Annotated in this window: 14 protein-coding genes; 7 read left to right on the plus strand and 7 right to left on the minus strand. The window is 35.7% G+C overall.

Annotation, left to right across the window (positions count from 1 at the left end; genetic code table 11):
• Positions 1–48 precede the first annotated feature (48 nt).
• The 3 genes from ETP70_RS05315 to ETP70_RS05325 are packed head-to-tail and all read left to right on the plus strand — an operon-like array spanning position 49 to position 2,047.
• Complete coding sequence (locus ETP70_RS05315) at positions 49–504, plus strand: chemotaxis protein CheB (RefSeq protein ID WP_230973331.1); 456 nt, start codon at positions 49–51, stop codon at positions 502–504.
• A complete protein-coding gene (locus tag ETP70_RS05320) occupies positions 497–1,303 on the plus strand; it encodes a CheR family methyltransferase (RefSeq protein ID WP_151900207.1) in 807 nt (268 codons plus the stop codon). Before ETP70_RS05315 ends, ETP70_RS05320 begins: the two co-directional genes overlap by 8 nt.
• Before the next feature lie 3 nt (positions 1,304–1,306).
• Entirely contained in the window at positions 1,307–2,047 is a 741-nt protein-coding gene (locus ETP70_RS05325) for a transporter (RefSeq protein WP_151900208.1), read from the plus strand.
• Here the strand turns inward: ETP70_RS05325 and ETP70_RS05330 are convergent.
• Together ETP70_RS05330 and ETP70_RS05335 are read right to left on the minus strand one after the other, a co-directional pair.
• Positions 2,044–3,027 carry a sensor histidine kinase gene (locus ETP70_RS05330; RefSeq protein WP_151900209.1) on the minus strand — a complete coding sequence of 328 codons (984 nt, stop codon included), beginning with the start codon at positions 3,025–3,027 and terminating at the stop codon, positions 2,044–2,046. The genes ETP70_RS05325 and ETP70_RS05330 overlap by 4 nt on opposite strands.
• Positions 3,028–3,031: 4 nt before the next feature.
• Positions 3,032–3,700 (minus strand): response regulator transcription factor, encoded by a 669-nt coding sequence (locus tag ETP70_RS05335; RefSeq protein WP_151900210.1) that lies wholly within the window; start codon positions 3,698–3,700, stop codon positions 3,032–3,034.
• A 152-nt stretch (positions 3,701–3,852) separates the two neighbouring features.
• Here ETP70_RS05335 and ETP70_RS05340 point away from each other — a divergent pair, with 152 nt between their 5' ends.
• The gene (locus ETP70_RS05340; protein WP_151900211.1) at positions 3,853–4,773 is read left to right on the plus strand and encodes a manganese-dependent inorganic pyrophosphatase; all 921 of its coding nucleotides are present in this window, start codon (positions 3,853–3,855) and stop codon (positions 4,771–4,773) included.
• Here the strand turns inward: ETP70_RS05340 and ETP70_RS05345 are convergent.
• Positions 4,770–5,180: a hypothetical protein gene (locus tag ETP70_RS05345; protein WP_230973317.1), complete on the minus strand. Its 411-nt coding sequence runs from the start codon at positions 5,178–5,180 to the stop codon at positions 4,770–4,772. The genes ETP70_RS05340 and ETP70_RS05345 overlap by 4 nt on opposite strands.
• Before the next feature lie 105 nt (positions 5,181–5,285).
• A complete protein-coding gene (locus tag ETP70_RS05350; RefSeq protein WP_230973318.1) occupies positions 5,286–6,959 on the minus strand; it encodes an AMP-binding protein in 1,674 nt (557 codons plus the stop codon).
• A gap of 149 nt (positions 6,960–7,108) precedes the next feature.
• On the opposite strand from ETP70_RS05350, the gene ETP70_RS05355 reads away from it, so the two are divergent.
• Together ETP70_RS05355 and ETP70_RS05360 are read left to right on the plus strand one after the other, a co-directional pair.
• Positions 7,109–7,489 (plus strand): DUF6394 family protein, encoded by a 381-nt coding sequence (locus tag ETP70_RS05355; RefSeq protein ID WP_151900213.1) that lies wholly within the window; start codon positions 7,109–7,111, stop codon positions 7,487–7,489.
• 6 nt (positions 7,490–7,495) lie between these two features.
• The gene (locus ETP70_RS05360) at positions 7,496–9,148 is read left to right on the plus strand and encodes an NAD-binding protein (protein WP_151900214.1); all 1,653 of its coding nucleotides are present in this window, start codon (positions 7,496–7,498) and stop codon (positions 9,146–9,148) included.
• Here the strand turns inward: ETP70_RS05360 and ETP70_RS05365 are convergent.
• Together ETP70_RS05365 and ETP70_RS05370 are read right to left on the minus strand one after the other, a co-directional pair.
• A complete protein-coding gene (locus ETP70_RS05365; protein WP_151900215.1) occupies positions 9,145–10,206 on the minus strand; it encodes a sensor histidine kinase in 1,062 nt (353 codons plus the stop codon). The two genes, ETP70_RS05360 and ETP70_RS05365, sit on opposite strands and share 4 nt — an antisense overlap.
• Positions 10,193–10,846, minus strand: a complete 654-nt coding sequence (locus ETP70_RS05370; RefSeq protein WP_151900216.1) for a response regulator transcription factor — start codon at positions 10,844–10,846, stop codon at positions 10,193–10,195. The genes ETP70_RS05365 and ETP70_RS05370 overlap by 14 nt, the downstream gene beginning before the upstream one ends.
• A 207-nt stretch (positions 10,847–11,053) precedes the next feature.
• On the opposite strand from ETP70_RS05370, the gene ETP70_RS05375 reads away from it, so the two are divergent.
• On the plus strand, positions 11,054–12,742 hold the full coding sequence (locus ETP70_RS05375; RefSeq protein WP_151901510.1) for a YgiQ family radical SAM protein: 1,689 nt from the start codon (positions 11,054–11,056) through the stop codon (positions 12,740–12,742).
• Here ETP70_RS05375 and ETP70_RS05380 read toward each other — a convergent pair.
• A complete protein-coding gene (locus ETP70_RS05380) occupies positions 12,739–13,680 on the minus strand; it encodes a class I SAM-dependent methyltransferase (RefSeq protein ID WP_151900217.1) in 942 nt (313 codons plus the stop codon). The genes ETP70_RS05375 and ETP70_RS05380 overlap by 4 nt on opposite strands.
• Positions 13,681–13,710 lie beyond the last annotated feature (30 nt).

The raw sequence follows: 13,710 nt of genomic DNA on the forward strand, positions 1-13,710 counted from the left end.
AAAAAAATAGTCCAAAAACTAGATAAAAATACTAAAGCATCATTTGTCATAGCCCAGCATATGAATAGTAATGTAATGGAGAGTTTTACTACAGAACTCTCAAGTATTTCCAAGCTACCTCTACACCTTGTAGAAGATAAAACAAAGATTGAACCATCCTCTATCTATATATGTAAAACAAGTTCAAAGTTCTCAATCCAATCAGATTCTATCTATTTAGACTCTTTAGATAAAGAGACACTCTATACACCAAGCATTGATGCTCTTTTTGAGTCTGCACTTGGATGTTTGCCTCAGTATGGAGTTACAGCTGTGATTTTAACAGGTATAGGTGATGATGGATCAAAAGGGATGGATTTACTTTATAAGAAAGGGGCATTGTGCATAGCTGAAAGCAGTGAGAGTGCTAAAGTTTATGGAATGCCAAAAGCAGCATATGAGCAAAATCAAAACATTGAAATCATGCATATTGACAATATAGCCAAATATCTTCAAAATGTTTAATTTTTTTAGAAAAAAAGCTTTAAACTCTCTTGAGTATTCTCACGAGACTAATAGTGTCGAAGTAAATAGAAGTGCTAAAAAAGAACTTTATATATACATTGAGAAGCAATCAGGAATAATTTTAGATGAAAACAAACCTCTTATTGAACAAAAAATAGTTGATTATTGTAAAAATAATAATATAGCCTCTTTTTCTAAGCTTCTTGAGCATATTCAAGAGAATACATTTAATTTTGAAGAGTTTATAACCCTCATTACGATTAATGAAACCTACTTTTTTCGTGAGCATACACAGATTCAAGAAGCTTTAGAAAATTATAAAAATACTCATAAAAAATTACATATTTTATCTCTCCCATCTTCAACAGGAGAGGAAGTTTATAGCATTGTTATTACTGCATTAGAGATGAATATAAGTAATTTTACAGTTGTCGGAGTTGATATTGACAAAAATGTTATACAAAAAGCAAAAGAGGGGATCTATAAAGAGCGTTCACTTCATAGAGTCAAACAAGATATTATAGAAAAATACTTTACAAAGAAAAATAATAGTTTTTATGTAAAAGAAGATGTTAAAAAGTTTGTAGAATTTCATATTGCCAATATATTTGAAACAAATCTTACTAAGCTTGGAAAATTTGACATTATTTTCTCTCGTAATATGTTTATATATTTTAATGACGAGAAGAAGATACAAGCATATAAACATCTCCAAAAGTTAAAAAAAGAGAATACAACAAACATTTATCTAGGACATGCGGATGTATCAAGTCAACTAGAACATTATATTAGGAGTTGAAGTATGAAAAAAATCTTTTTAGGTACTGCTTTGGTAGCATTTATATCTGTCAATATGCAGGCAGAAATTATTGCTGATAGACCAGGTTTTAGTACAGGAACATATACAGTGAAACCTGGAAAGTTTAATATTGAGATGGGATACAATTACACTTTTGACACACTTTCATCGAAAAACAATACTCAAGATTTTCCTCTTTTTGAACTTCGTACAGGGGTTACAGAAGATATTGAATTTGATTTTTTATGGGATGGATGGAGTACTACAAAAGATTTTAAGGAGAGCCCTACATCTGATATAACCATAGGTGGAAAATATAGCCTCATTAAAAATGAGAAATATAATTTTACATTTATGACACTCGTAACATTGCCGACAGATACGCAGAGCAACTTTAAAACAGAAAATATTTCACCACTCGTTGGGTTGTTGTGGGATTATACACTAAATGAAACTGTTTCATTTTTTGGAACATTTCAATCGAGTACTTACAGGGATGAAAAACGAATCTATGATTTTCAACCTGCAACTGGGATTACTTTTAGCCATACAGAGAAGTTTGCCAGCTTTATAGAACTCTATTCCATCATACCATCTTCATCAATAATACCTACGGAAAAAGTAGTTGATGGAGGTTTTACATATTTACTACAAGAGAATATTCAACTTGATATAAACGGAGGATTAGGACTCAATAGAGAGTCTGAAGACTTCTTTGGACTTGGCATTGCAATAGGGTTTTAACTAGTATAAAACTTGATTCCTACAAAGGTTCCTTTGCCTTTTTTGCTGCGAATTTTTATAGAGGCACTGTGAAGTTCCAAGATCCAAGTTGCCAAGCTAAGTCCAAGTCCATACCCATCACTGTTTGAAAAGGCATTTTCACCTCTATAGTAAGGATGAAAAATTAACTTGAGTTCTTTTTTATCTATTCCTATGCCGTAATCAATTATTGCAAGAAAAATAAAGTTTTTCTTTTTTCTAAGGATAATTTTTATCCTCTTGTTTGGTAATGAATATTTTATTGCATTATCAATAATATTTCCAATAGCATGTTGAAGTAGTTTTTCATGACCGTGTATTGAGATTGCCTGATTGATCTCTATATCTATTTTTAGGTGTTTAGCTTCTATCTCACTTTTTTTTGTGTCCAATATAGAGTAGAGGATATCATTGAGTAAAACCCGTTGCATAGAGTTGTTGAGCTTTTTTATATTGTTGTTTGAGACATAGAGCATTTGAGAGACTATGTTTTCAAGACTATTTATTTTTTGTATAAATGCTCGCAACTCTGTTGCAAGATTATCTTGAAGTGCTGTGTAGTAAAGAGAGTATTCTAGCTTAGCTTTAAGCTCAGCAAGAGGTGTTTTTAGCTCATGTGCCATATTCGCATTAAATGATTGTGCAACTTTGTTTTTTTGATTCAAATAAAAAATTATTTTATTTACCTCTTCTACAAACTGTTTAATCTCTTGAATGTTTTTAGGTATACAAAGCGGTTGGATATTATCATGTAAAATCTCTTTTTCAATACTGACAATAGTATCTGTTATATAACTATTGAGATGCACTAGTTTTATTTTTAGCCAGAGAAAGTAGAGAATGGTAAAAATATTAAATATAATGTAGTATTTTATATATGGCTCTAAAGAGTTCAAATTTTCTAAAAAAACTATATGAACTAAAAGCAGTGTTAGTAAAAAAAGAACTTTTTTATATCTCAAAAGTCTACTCAACAATTTTATAACCAATACCTCTTACCGTGTGTATGATTTTTGTATCTTTAGAACTTTCTATTTTTTTTCTGAGATTATAAATAGTAACATTCAAAAGATTTGGGTCTATAAAGTTTTCCATATTCCATATATAATCTATAATCTCGGTTTTTGAGACAACACTGTTTTTTCTTTTCATTAGTAGCAGAAGAAGATTAAATTCATTATTTCTTAATTCTATAGTTTTATCTCCTTTTTTTAGCTCTCTTGACATAATGTTGAGCGTCAAGTCTCTTGCTTTGAGAATATGACTTTTTATGTTAGTTGAGCGTTTTGAGAGTGCACGGACTCGAGCTACAAGTTCTATGAAACGAAAAGGCTTTGTGAGATAATCATCTGCTCCCTTATTGAGTCCATCAACAATATCGTCACATGTACTACTTGCACTAAGCATCAATAGAGGAGTGTTATTTTCATTTTTTCGGAGTTCATAGCAAAAAGAGCTTCCATCTCCATCTGGCAGTATTTTATCAAGAACAATAACATCATAATTTTTCATTTGAATATATGAGCTGGCTTCATCTATTAATACTACACTATCAACGCAAATCCCTTCCTCTTGTAAACCTTTTGTAAGTATTGCTGCTAGTTCCATATCGTCTTCAACTAAAAGAATATTCATTCATTAACCTTGATATCGTTTTGCGTAATCTATTATATAACAACATCATATAATATCTTATTAAATTTTGATTGATAATCTTAATAAAAGTATTTTTAAGATTATTATTTTTGTAAATTTACAGTATAATTCGAAAAAAATAAAGGCTTAAAATGTCAGTATATGTTTTTGGACACAAAAATCCCGATAGTGACTCTATTGTTGGTGCTATCTCATTATCTTATTTAAAAAACCAAGTTGAAAAGGAAGAGTATATTCCTGCCCGTCAGGGTGAAATAACTGCTGAGACCGAGTTTATTTTAGATAAATTCGGCGGTACTCTGCCAATGCTCAAAACATCAGTGGCAGGTGAGAGAGTTTTTATAGTTGATTCTACCGACAAAGCACATTTTCAGGACGATATTGACGAAGCAACTATAATAGGTATTGCCGACCACCATAAACTGGGTGATTTGACTACGGATACGCCTCTTGAAGCATGGATTCGACCGATTGGGTGTTCTAACACGGTAATTTATGAAATGTACAGATGTTACGGTGTGGAAGTACCAAAAGAGATTGCAGGTTTAATGATGATGGCAATTTTAAGTGATACGGTTATATTTAAATCTCCTACATGTACCAAAGTCGATACCAAAGCGGTCAAAGAACTAGCAGAAATTGCCGGAGTAACAGACTATAAAAAACTGGCGATGGAGATGTTTATAGTAAAATCTGCTGTTGACGGTGCAAGTGCCCGTGATTTAAATACACGGGATTATAAAGAGTTTAATATGAACGGCACAAAAGTCGGTATCGGGCAGCTTGAAATGGTCGATATTTCAGTCTTGGAACCTCGTGAAGAGGAACTGCTTGAAGATATGAAAAAGATGAAAGAAGAGGGCGGACTGCATACTGTTTTGATTCTTTTGACAGACATCATGAAAGAGGGTTCAAAACTTTTGGTTGTCAGTGATGACGAATCAAAAATAGAAAAAGCATTTGACATTAAACTCCAAGACCATAAAGCATGGCTCGATGGCGTACTGAGCCGTAAAAAGCAGGTAGTGCCTTTTGTGCAGCCTCAGTTTTAACTCTTTTTAGACTTGTTTGAATAGTGCGTTGCACTGACAATATCACCGATGATGGCGCGGTGATAGAGGTAGGGCTGTTTTATATTGCTTATAACATACCTGCCGCCGGATGTCGTGATTACTTCCAGTGTTCCAACATCAATTATTTTGCCAAATCTTTTACTGAAAGGCTTGATATAGATAGTTCTGATCTCTTCAAGGTTAATCGGAAAAATCTCTTTTTGTACCCGGCCCTTGAGAATAATAAGCCTTTTTTGTGTGAGCAGACAGTTGTAGGATTTTTTTTCTTTTATTTCATCCAGATGGACAAAAAAAGTGCGAATCATTAAAACAATACCAATCACACCTATTTCGTACTCATATCCTATAAACAGCAGAAGAGATCCCAGGGCATAGAGTTTTATCATAGGCAAATAAAACGTTTTTGATATTTCTGCCCGTACCAAAACCGATTCATCTTTGTGCAGAACCTTTTTAAAATTTTCTATGATATTTTCCTTTTGCGTTATTGTCTATTCTGTATAAAGATATCTTTTTATCTTTTTTGTCGGTGTTTTTACAAAAGGCTCAATCTGTTCTATAAATTTCTGAATTTTTGAAAATGAGGCCAACTGTGCATTGACCTCTATTCTCATATTTTCCAGGTAATCTGCAATTTTTTCTCTGACTTCATTTTCCGGCATATTATGAGCATTAAACATTTTATCAATAAGTTCATAGTCCAGGTGTACTCTTGCAACGAGTTTTCCGTCTTTTTCCATCACAAGGGAATCAAGAACCGTCTCATGTTGATTGATGATAGCCTCTATCTGTTCCGGATATATGTTTTCTCCACCGGGACCGATAATGACATTTTTACTTCTTCCGCTGATAAAGAGATACCCGTCTTCATCTATGTAACCCAAGTCTCCGGTATAAAACCAGCCATCTTTGATAACCTCTTTTGTCTGCTCTTCATCTTTGTAATAGCCTATCATTACACTGGGTGATCTGGTTATAATCTCTCCTTCACCGTTTTGCGGGTTGGGATCTTTTATCTGCACTTCGACTCCGACCATCGGCAAGCCGGTAGAGCCTATCTTGATCGGGTAGCCGATTCTCCCTCCCGCTATAAGCGGAGATGTTTCGGTGAGTCCATAGCCTACAATGTATGGAAAGTTGGCTTCTGCCAAAAATTTTTCTACAAAGGGAGAGAGTGCTGCACCGCCTATACCGAAAAATTTGATCCGGCCTCCGAATGTTTCGATTAATTTTTTTCCGGCAACTTTATTGAGCAGTTTGCGTATAAAAGGAATGGAGTAGAGTGTTTTTATAATAAACGAACCGGTAAATTTTGGCAATATTTTATTTTTGTATATTTTTTCTATGATTAGAGGCACACTGAGCATCATAGTCGGTCTGACGCTGGCGAATGCCTTGATAAGAACATTGGGTGTAGGTGCTTTGTCGAGATATACAATGTCTGCACCATGTAAAATCGGCAGTATCATACCGACAGTACACTCGAGAGTATGTGCCAAAGGTAAAATGGAAAGAAAAGTATCTTCGGGTAAAATAGTTACGTTTTTATAGGCACTCATTGCATTGGTAACAAGGTTTTTGTGTGAGAGCATCACCCCTTTTGAGTGCCCTGTCGTGCCTGACGTATACAAAAGTGCCGCCATATCATCTTCTTTTGGTCTTGGAAGTTCTTTGGAAGCCATTTTCTGTGTCAGTTTTGCGATGTAACTGTGATTTGTTAACTCATCTATGAGTGTTAAATCATCAAGTTTTATAACAAACTTCATATTGGAATTATCCAGCTCTTCTATGGTTTGAAGATGCTTTTGTGATACAAAAACAGCTTTTGCCTCAGAGTGTCTGATAATGTGCTGGACATCAGAGGGATGAAAATCAGGAAGTATGGGAACAATGACACCGCCAAAATAGGTAACAGAAAAATATGCAACAGCCCAGTTAGGCATATTTTCACTCAGCAGGGCAACTTTATCGCCTTTTCTGATACCGTTTTTCTTTAAAAGTTTGATCATGGCATGTACATTTTCATGTAACTCTTCATAGCTCATAGGGTCCTGGTCAACTTTAGACAATACTTTTTTCTGTCCGTACAGCTCAACTGACCGTTTTAGCAAACTTGGCAGTGTGTAGTCCTGCATATTTTCATAAGGGTAGGTAATATCTGTCATAGTTCATCTTTTATCTTTATTTGTTATTTTATTATACAGAGTATTTCTTTAATGTAAAATGTAGAGTGATTAAATATACAATTAATTTTAATAAGAGTAGAATTTTAGAAGCACGCTTAGGTGTCTTTTTTATTTTGGAGAATAAAGCAATGAATATGCATAAAATTATATCCGGGTCATTTTTTATCTTGGCCATGACGGTCAATTTCGGTTTTTTTTACGGAGAGCCTACAGTACTTGAACAGCACAGTTCTTACGAGCTTTTTGCCGCGATTATTGTCAACCTGATAGCCACAGTACTCAAACTGGGGGACAGAACACAGCTGGGGGCGGTTTTACTGGCAACAAGTATTGTAGCAGATATTCAGCTTATCGCATCTGCGACTGTCTGGGCTTTTGCAATATATGTAATTGGTGATGTGAATATAGAGGCCGCAACAGCGATTGTCTCACTCTCAGGCGGAGCACTCCTGGCAAATATAGTCTCGGTTATACTCTTTGTCGGCGATACACTCAAGTCAAAAAGATAGCAAGATATGAATGAACAGATTGTATGGATTGTTCTTAAAAGGTTAAGGACACCTTTTTTGGTCATTATCATTACTTTTGCCATATCCATACTCGGGTTAGTACTGATTCAGGGGACAGACAACAACGGCGACCCTTATCAGATGACTTTTTTTGATGCCTTTTATTTTGTAACCTATATGGCAAGTACTATCGGTTTTGGAGAGGCTCCGTATACTTTCAACTACGAACAGCGAATGTGGGTGAGTTTTTCTATCTATTTTACAGTGATAGGATGGTTTTACGGGATAGGAGCGATAGTTTCTCTGATACAGGATGAGGCACTGAAAAAAGCATTAAACAGGAACTCGTTCAGAAATCATGTAAGAAATATAAACAAACCCTTTTATATTATTCTCGGATATAACGGGATAACAAAAAGTATTATTGACAGACTCAACGGACATGACTACAGGCTCGTTGTTTTAGATAAAGACGAAGAGAAGATAGACGAGTTGATATTGGAAAATTTTTATCCAAATGTTCCTGGATTTGTAGGCGATGCAACAAATCAAAAAATGCTTAAAATTGCAGGAATCCATCAAAAAAACTGTGCAGGTATAATCTCTCTTTTTGAAGATGATATGGTAAATTCAAAAATAGCCACCATCAGCAAACTGCTCAATAAAAAAATTGATATTATTGTCAAGGCAACTTCAAAGGCTCAGCTTGAACACTTTCGAAGTATGAATTTGAAACATGTGAAAAATCCTTTTGATATTATATCAAAACGCATCTACTATGGTATAACAGCACCCTATATCTGGCTTTTGGAGATGTGGATGTACGGACACATACTCAAACTGAAAAAAAGAGACCAGTTCCCTCTTGGAAAATACATTATATACGGTAAAGGAAGAATGGGCAAAGCGATTCAAGAAGGATTGCAAAAGGCCGGTATAGAGTATGTGATTGAAGATTTTGATTCACAGCGCTACATAGAAGAGAAAAATACAACCATTTTCGGGGATGATGAAGATATACACAGACTGATTGAACTCGGTGTCAAAGAGAGTGCCTGCATCATAGCCGCAACACAAAATGATTTGCTGAACCTTACTATTTTAAACAAGGCGAAACAGTTGAATCCGAAAATATTTACAATGGCCCGTGAAAATTCCTTAGACGATTTAAATATATTTCAGGCATCTAAAATCAATAAAATATATATTGTAGAGAAGATACTGGCTGATGCAACATACAGCTATATAGCAAGACCTCTGGCTGACCTGTTTATACAAGAAGCACGCAAAAAAGATGATGAATGGGCAAGAATCATTGTCTATATGCTTAATAATATCACAGGGATGAATCCAATGTACTTTGAAACTGTACTGAATGATGCAAATGCGTATGCACTGACATTAAGGCTTGAAAAAGGTGAAAATATAAGCCTTGCAGATTTAAGAAGATCCCGTGCTGACAGAAATGAGATGTTACATGTAGTTTTTTTGCTGCTCAAAAGAGGGGATAACATATACTTGATGCCTGATGCAAGAATGAATCTGCAAATCGGTGATGAACTGCTGATAGTCTCAGATGAGGAAAATTACAGTGATTTTGAGTATATTGTCAATAACATATATGAACTGGAGTATGTTTTAGGATATACAAGTTCTTAAGGCAGAGTTAAAACAAAGCGTGTACCTGCAGGCTCGTTTTTTTGCACAACTATTTTTATATCCATAGCATATGCCAGTCTTTTTACGATATCAAGCCCGAGACCACTGCTGTTTTCATCACTGTAGGAGCGTTCAAATATTTTTTCCGGTTCTTTGATTCCTTTGCCGCTATCTTCTATATATAAAGCATTCTTATTGTTATAAATCTTTATATATCCATTGGAACTGTTGTATTTACAGGCATTTGAAATAATGTTTTGCAGAATTTGTTTCATAGCCTGTTTATTTATTTTTGCTTTGAGTATGTTGCACTGAATGTGAAAAGCGATATGGGGATAAAGGGCTTTTTGGATTTCAACAACTTCTTGAATAATAGGGCATATATTTTGATTTTGTATCTGAAAAGTTTCTTCCTGAAGCAGTATTGTTAGGTTTTCATGGAGTTCTGAAATATTGTTGATACTCTTTTTTAACCTTATTAGTGCTTTTGTATTTTGTAATTGCGGAATTTTTTCGATGAGTTTCATATTGAGTTGCATAGAGGTGACAGGCGTATTTAAGTCATGAATTAAATCTTTTGCAAATTTATCAAGAGTTATGATACTTTCGCGTAAAGGCTTTAAAGCATTTTTTGCAAGCTTGTAGCTAATATATGCAAAAATAAGAAGCAATAAAAACTGTATGGACAGAACTTTTTTTTTGAAGTTGGATAATCTTTGATCAAAGCTGTGTTTTGACTTAAATACTTGTAGATATTTTCCACGCCTGTTCATAGGCAGCAGTTTGGAAAATTCTTTTTCTCCTATAGTGAAATTTCTAATATCAACATGTTTGGGTACTTTGACAAAAGCATGATGAAAATCTTTGTTGTATTCATCTATTGAAGTACCCATTTTAATATGTCTGGCGTACTCAATAAGTGAAAATTCCTCTTCTTTTAAAAAGTGGTTTTTTGTCTGTTGAAAATAAAAATATCCGGCAATTAAAATAAGCAGGGCAGTGCTGATAAAGTAAATAAGAAAAAATTTTAAAAATGCCAGTTTTTCATGATGATGCAAGACGGTATCCTATCCCTTTTATCGTTGTAATTGGGAGACCGATTTTGCGAAGTTTGTTAATGTGTACACGCAAGGCTCCCTCGCTCATCTCTTTGTTCCCGTTGAGTGCTTCGAGTATAAGCTCTTTTTGGACTGTTTTGTTGAGGTTTTGAAAAAACAGCTTTGTAATCTGCAGTTCATAAGGAGAAAGCGGTATGAATTTTGATTGATTGTAAAGTTCGTCTTTGTCGATTACAAAGCGAAAGTCATTGACCCGTAATTCATTCTGATAGGTATGATAGGCTTTTTTCAAAAGAGCATGTATGCGTATGAGGAGTTCATCAAAATCAAAGGGCTTTTTGATGTAGTCATCCGCACCGACATCAAAGCCGTTTGCCAAAGAGGCGACATCACTTAAAGAAGTAAGGAAAACAGCCGGTGTCATATCTCCGCTTTGGCGTAAACTTTTTAAAAACTCAAAACCGTTAAGCAAGGGGACATTGACATCCAAAAGCATCAGTGTGAACCTGTTTTCAAATGTAGCATCAAGAGCTGCTTCCCCGTCCTTTACATGTAACACTTCAAATGCTTCATTTTCCAACAGTTCAATTAAGGTTTCAGATAATACTTCATCATCTTCTAATAATAATATTTTTGTCATAGGCAAAGTATATACTAAAGCACATTAGCTCAATGTTAACATTCAATAATCTTTTCTTTTGTGTAAATAGTGTATTATTAGTATAATACTTCAGATTTTAAAGGGCTATATATTTTGAGCAGACGACATAAAAACAAACACAACAATCCAAAAAGAGATACCGTCACTTTCAGCGAAAAAGATTTTCTGCCGACAACACGGGCCGAAATGGATGCGAAAGGCTGGGATTATTGTGATGTTATTTTAGTCAGCGGGGATGCCTATATAGACTCTCCTTTTATCGGTGTTGCTATGGTCGGGCGTATGCTTGAGAGAATGGGATACAGAGTCGGAATGATAGGACAGCCGGACATTGACAGACCTGATGATATTATGCGTTTGGGTGAGCCTCGTTTGTACTGGGGTGTCAGTGGTGGCAGCGTCGACAGTATGGTTTCAAACTATACAGCCACCAAAAAGTTTCGAAATTCCGATGATTATACTCCGGGCGGAAAAAACAACAAAAGACCAGACAGAGCAGTTTTGGTTTATACAAATCTGATACGGCGTTATTTTAAGAATACTGTGCCTATAGTTTTGGGAGGTATTGAAGCCTCTTTGCGACGTGTAAGTCATTATGATTACTGGTCCAACAAACTCAAAAAGCCTGTTTTGTTTGATTCTAAGGCGGATGTGATGATTTACGGTATGGGGGAAATAGCCCTTGAGCAGTTAACCCGTGCCATAGATGAAAAGAGGGATTACAGAGATATACGGGGTATCTGTTATATATCCAAAGAGCCGGTTTATGAGTTTATTCAGCTTCCTTCGCACCAAGAGTGTTTGGATGACAAAGAGAAATATATAGACCTTTTTGATCTCTTTTATGACAATAATGACCCTATAGCGGCAAAAGGACTCTGTCAGCCGGTAGACAGCCGGTACCTCATTCAAAACCCTCCCTGTGACTACCTGAATGAAGAGGAGATGGATGCAAACTCCAACCTGCCTTTTACAAGAGAGCTGCACCCTTACTATGCCAAAGAAGGGAAAGTGAAATGTCTGGAGACGATTAAGTTTTCCATCATGACGCATCACGGCTGTTGGGGAGAGTGCAACTTTTGTGCTATCGGTGTGCATCAGGGGCGGACGATAAGAACACGGTCTGAGAAAAATATTTTGTCTGAAGCAAAAGATTTTAACAAATACAAAGATTATAAAGGCATTATTTCCGATGTCGGCGGACCTACGGCAAATATGTACGGATATGAGTGCAATAAAAAGCTCAAACTCGGTACCTGTGACCATCAGCGTTGTGTTGATGCAAGCCATTTATGCAAGTCGATGAAGGTTGACCACTCCCGCAACATAAATCTTTTACGCCAGGTTCGTCAGGTGGAGGGTGTGAGAAAAGCGTTTGTGGCTTCGGGTGTCCGATATGATTTGATTACAGAGGATAAACAGCACGGATACAGTTACCTCAAAGAGATGGTAGAACATCATATATCAGGACAGATGAAAGTAGCTCCGGAACATACGCAGCAGCATGTACTTGAACTCATGGGAAAACCGGGAAAACAGACGCTTATAGATTTTAAAAAACTCTACGACAAACTCAACAAAGAGTCTGGAAAGAAACAGTTTTTGACCTATTATCTCATTGCAGCCCATCCGGGATGTGAGGAGAAAGACATGCACGAGTTGAAGCGTTTTACCACAGAAGAGTTGCAAATGAATCCTGAACAGGCACAGGTCTTTACTCCGACTCCAGGTACCTATTCTGCTGTAATGTATTATACTGAACTGGACCCTAAAACACGCAAGAAAATTTTTGTAGAAAAAGATACAAAACGCAAAGAGCGGCAAAAACAGATAGTGGTTGCAAAAGATACCTTTGCATCAGGATTTGCTTCTTAATCTTTACGAATGGATGTAGCCGTTACAAATATATAGTCTTTGCCCGTAACAGTGACGCGAAACTTTTTTTGCTGCAGGTATTTTTTTGCAAAGATGACATCCTTGTAAAGCAGTCCCATTTCTGAAAAAGCATAGTTTTTGACTCTGGCCCCATAAATCATTTCCCCGTCTATCCAGCGGCAGTTTGGAAAACCGAGTATCATAGCTCCCTCTTTTTTGAGATGGTTTTGGACTATGGACATGAGTGTTTTGTTAAACTCCAAATTTGAGCTTTGCAGTGTGCCTATACTGATGATGAGGTCAAATTTTCCCAAATCAAGTGCATTGAGACTGTTGATATCGGCTACATGTAAAGAGATGTTGGCAAAGTTTTTAAACTTCTTTTTTGCCGCGTCTACGGCAGACTCGCAGTAGTCGATGCCGACAAGGTCAAGCTCTGCAAAGTTGTCTGCCAAAGAGGCGATAACTTCAAACTCGTCTCCACTGTTGACCCCGAGATTCAAAATACGTTTTCTTTTGTTCAGGTGTACATTTTTTAATGCCTGTGTGTAACTGTAAATAAAAGAAGCCTCTTCATTTTTGTGAATTTTTCCGAAAATGGAATTTTCTCCGTATTTTTCTTCTTTGTCTGTGATGTTTTTATGAAAGGTGCTGTCTTCATCAAGTTTTTCATAACGCATAATTACGGTGTGTTCATCAGCAATTTTCGGTGTCAGCATTCTGCATTTAAGCAAATGTGCCAAATCAATCCAGCTTTTATAGCCACGGTAAATATACTCTTGTCCGTTACATGTAATGCGTGTGCCGTTATACAACGAAGTCGCAATGTCAGGATTAAGTATTTGAAATGAAATTATCTCTTTTCCCTGCATTGTATTGATGTAATTTTGTAATACTTTTGTGATTTGTGTCATAGTTTGATGTGTAAAGGTTAGCATTCTTGAATTATACACTTTTATTAGATAAAA

Origin of the sequence: Sulfurimonas hydrogeniphila, from assembly GCF_009068765.1 — a bacterium.
Taxonomy (GTDB): domain Bacteria; phylum Campylobacterota; class Campylobacteria; order Campylobacterales; family Sulfurimonadaceae; genus Sulfurimonas; species Sulfurimonas hydrogeniphila.

What these genes read in the sequence shown, in the direction of transcription:
- ETP70_RS05375 (WP_151901510.1), top strand. Translation starts at nt 11,054, where the DNA reads ATGGATGCGAAAGGCTGGGATTATTGTGATGTTATTTTAGTCAGCGGG.
- ETP70_RS05350 (WP_230973318.1), bottom strand. Translation starts at nt 6,959, where the DNA reads ATGACAGATATTACCTACCCTTATGAAAATATGCAGGACTACACACTG.
- ETP70_RS05325 (WP_151900208.1), top strand. Translation starts at nt 1,307, where the DNA reads ATGAAAAAAATCTTTTTAGGTACTGCTTTGGTAGCATTTATATCTGTC.
- ETP70_RS05320 (WP_151900207.1), top strand. Translation starts at nt 497, where the DNA reads ATGTTTAATTTTTTTAGAAAAAAAGCTTTAAACTCTCTTGAGTATTCT.
- ETP70_RS05370 (WP_151900216.1), bottom strand. Translation starts at nt 10,846, where the DNA reads ATGACAAAAATATTATTATTAGAAGATGATGAAGTATTATCTGAAACC.
- ETP70_RS05380 (WP_151900217.1), bottom strand. Translation starts at nt 13,680, where the DNA reads ATGCTAACCTTTACACATCAAACTATGACACAAATCACAAAAGTATTA.
- ETP70_RS05360 (WP_151900214.1), top strand. Translation starts at nt 7,496, where the DNA reads ATGAATGAACAGATTGTATGGATTGTTCTTAAAAGGTTAAGGACACCT.
- ETP70_RS05335 (WP_151900210.1), bottom strand. Translation starts at nt 3,700, where the DNA reads ATGAATATTCTTTTAGTTGAAGACGATATGGAACTAGCAGCAATACTT.
- ETP70_RS05355 (WP_151900213.1), top strand. Translation starts at nt 7,109, where the DNA reads ATGAATATGCATAAAATTATATCCGGGTCATTTTTTATCTTGGCCATG.
- ETP70_RS05340 (WP_151900211.1), top strand. Translation starts at nt 3,853, where the DNA reads ATGTCAGTATATGTTTTTGGACACAAAAATCCCGATAGTGACTCTATT.
- ETP70_RS05345 (WP_230973317.1), bottom strand. Translation starts at nt 5,180, where the DNA reads ATGATAAAACTCTATGCCCTGGGATCTCTTCTGCTGTTTATAGGATAT.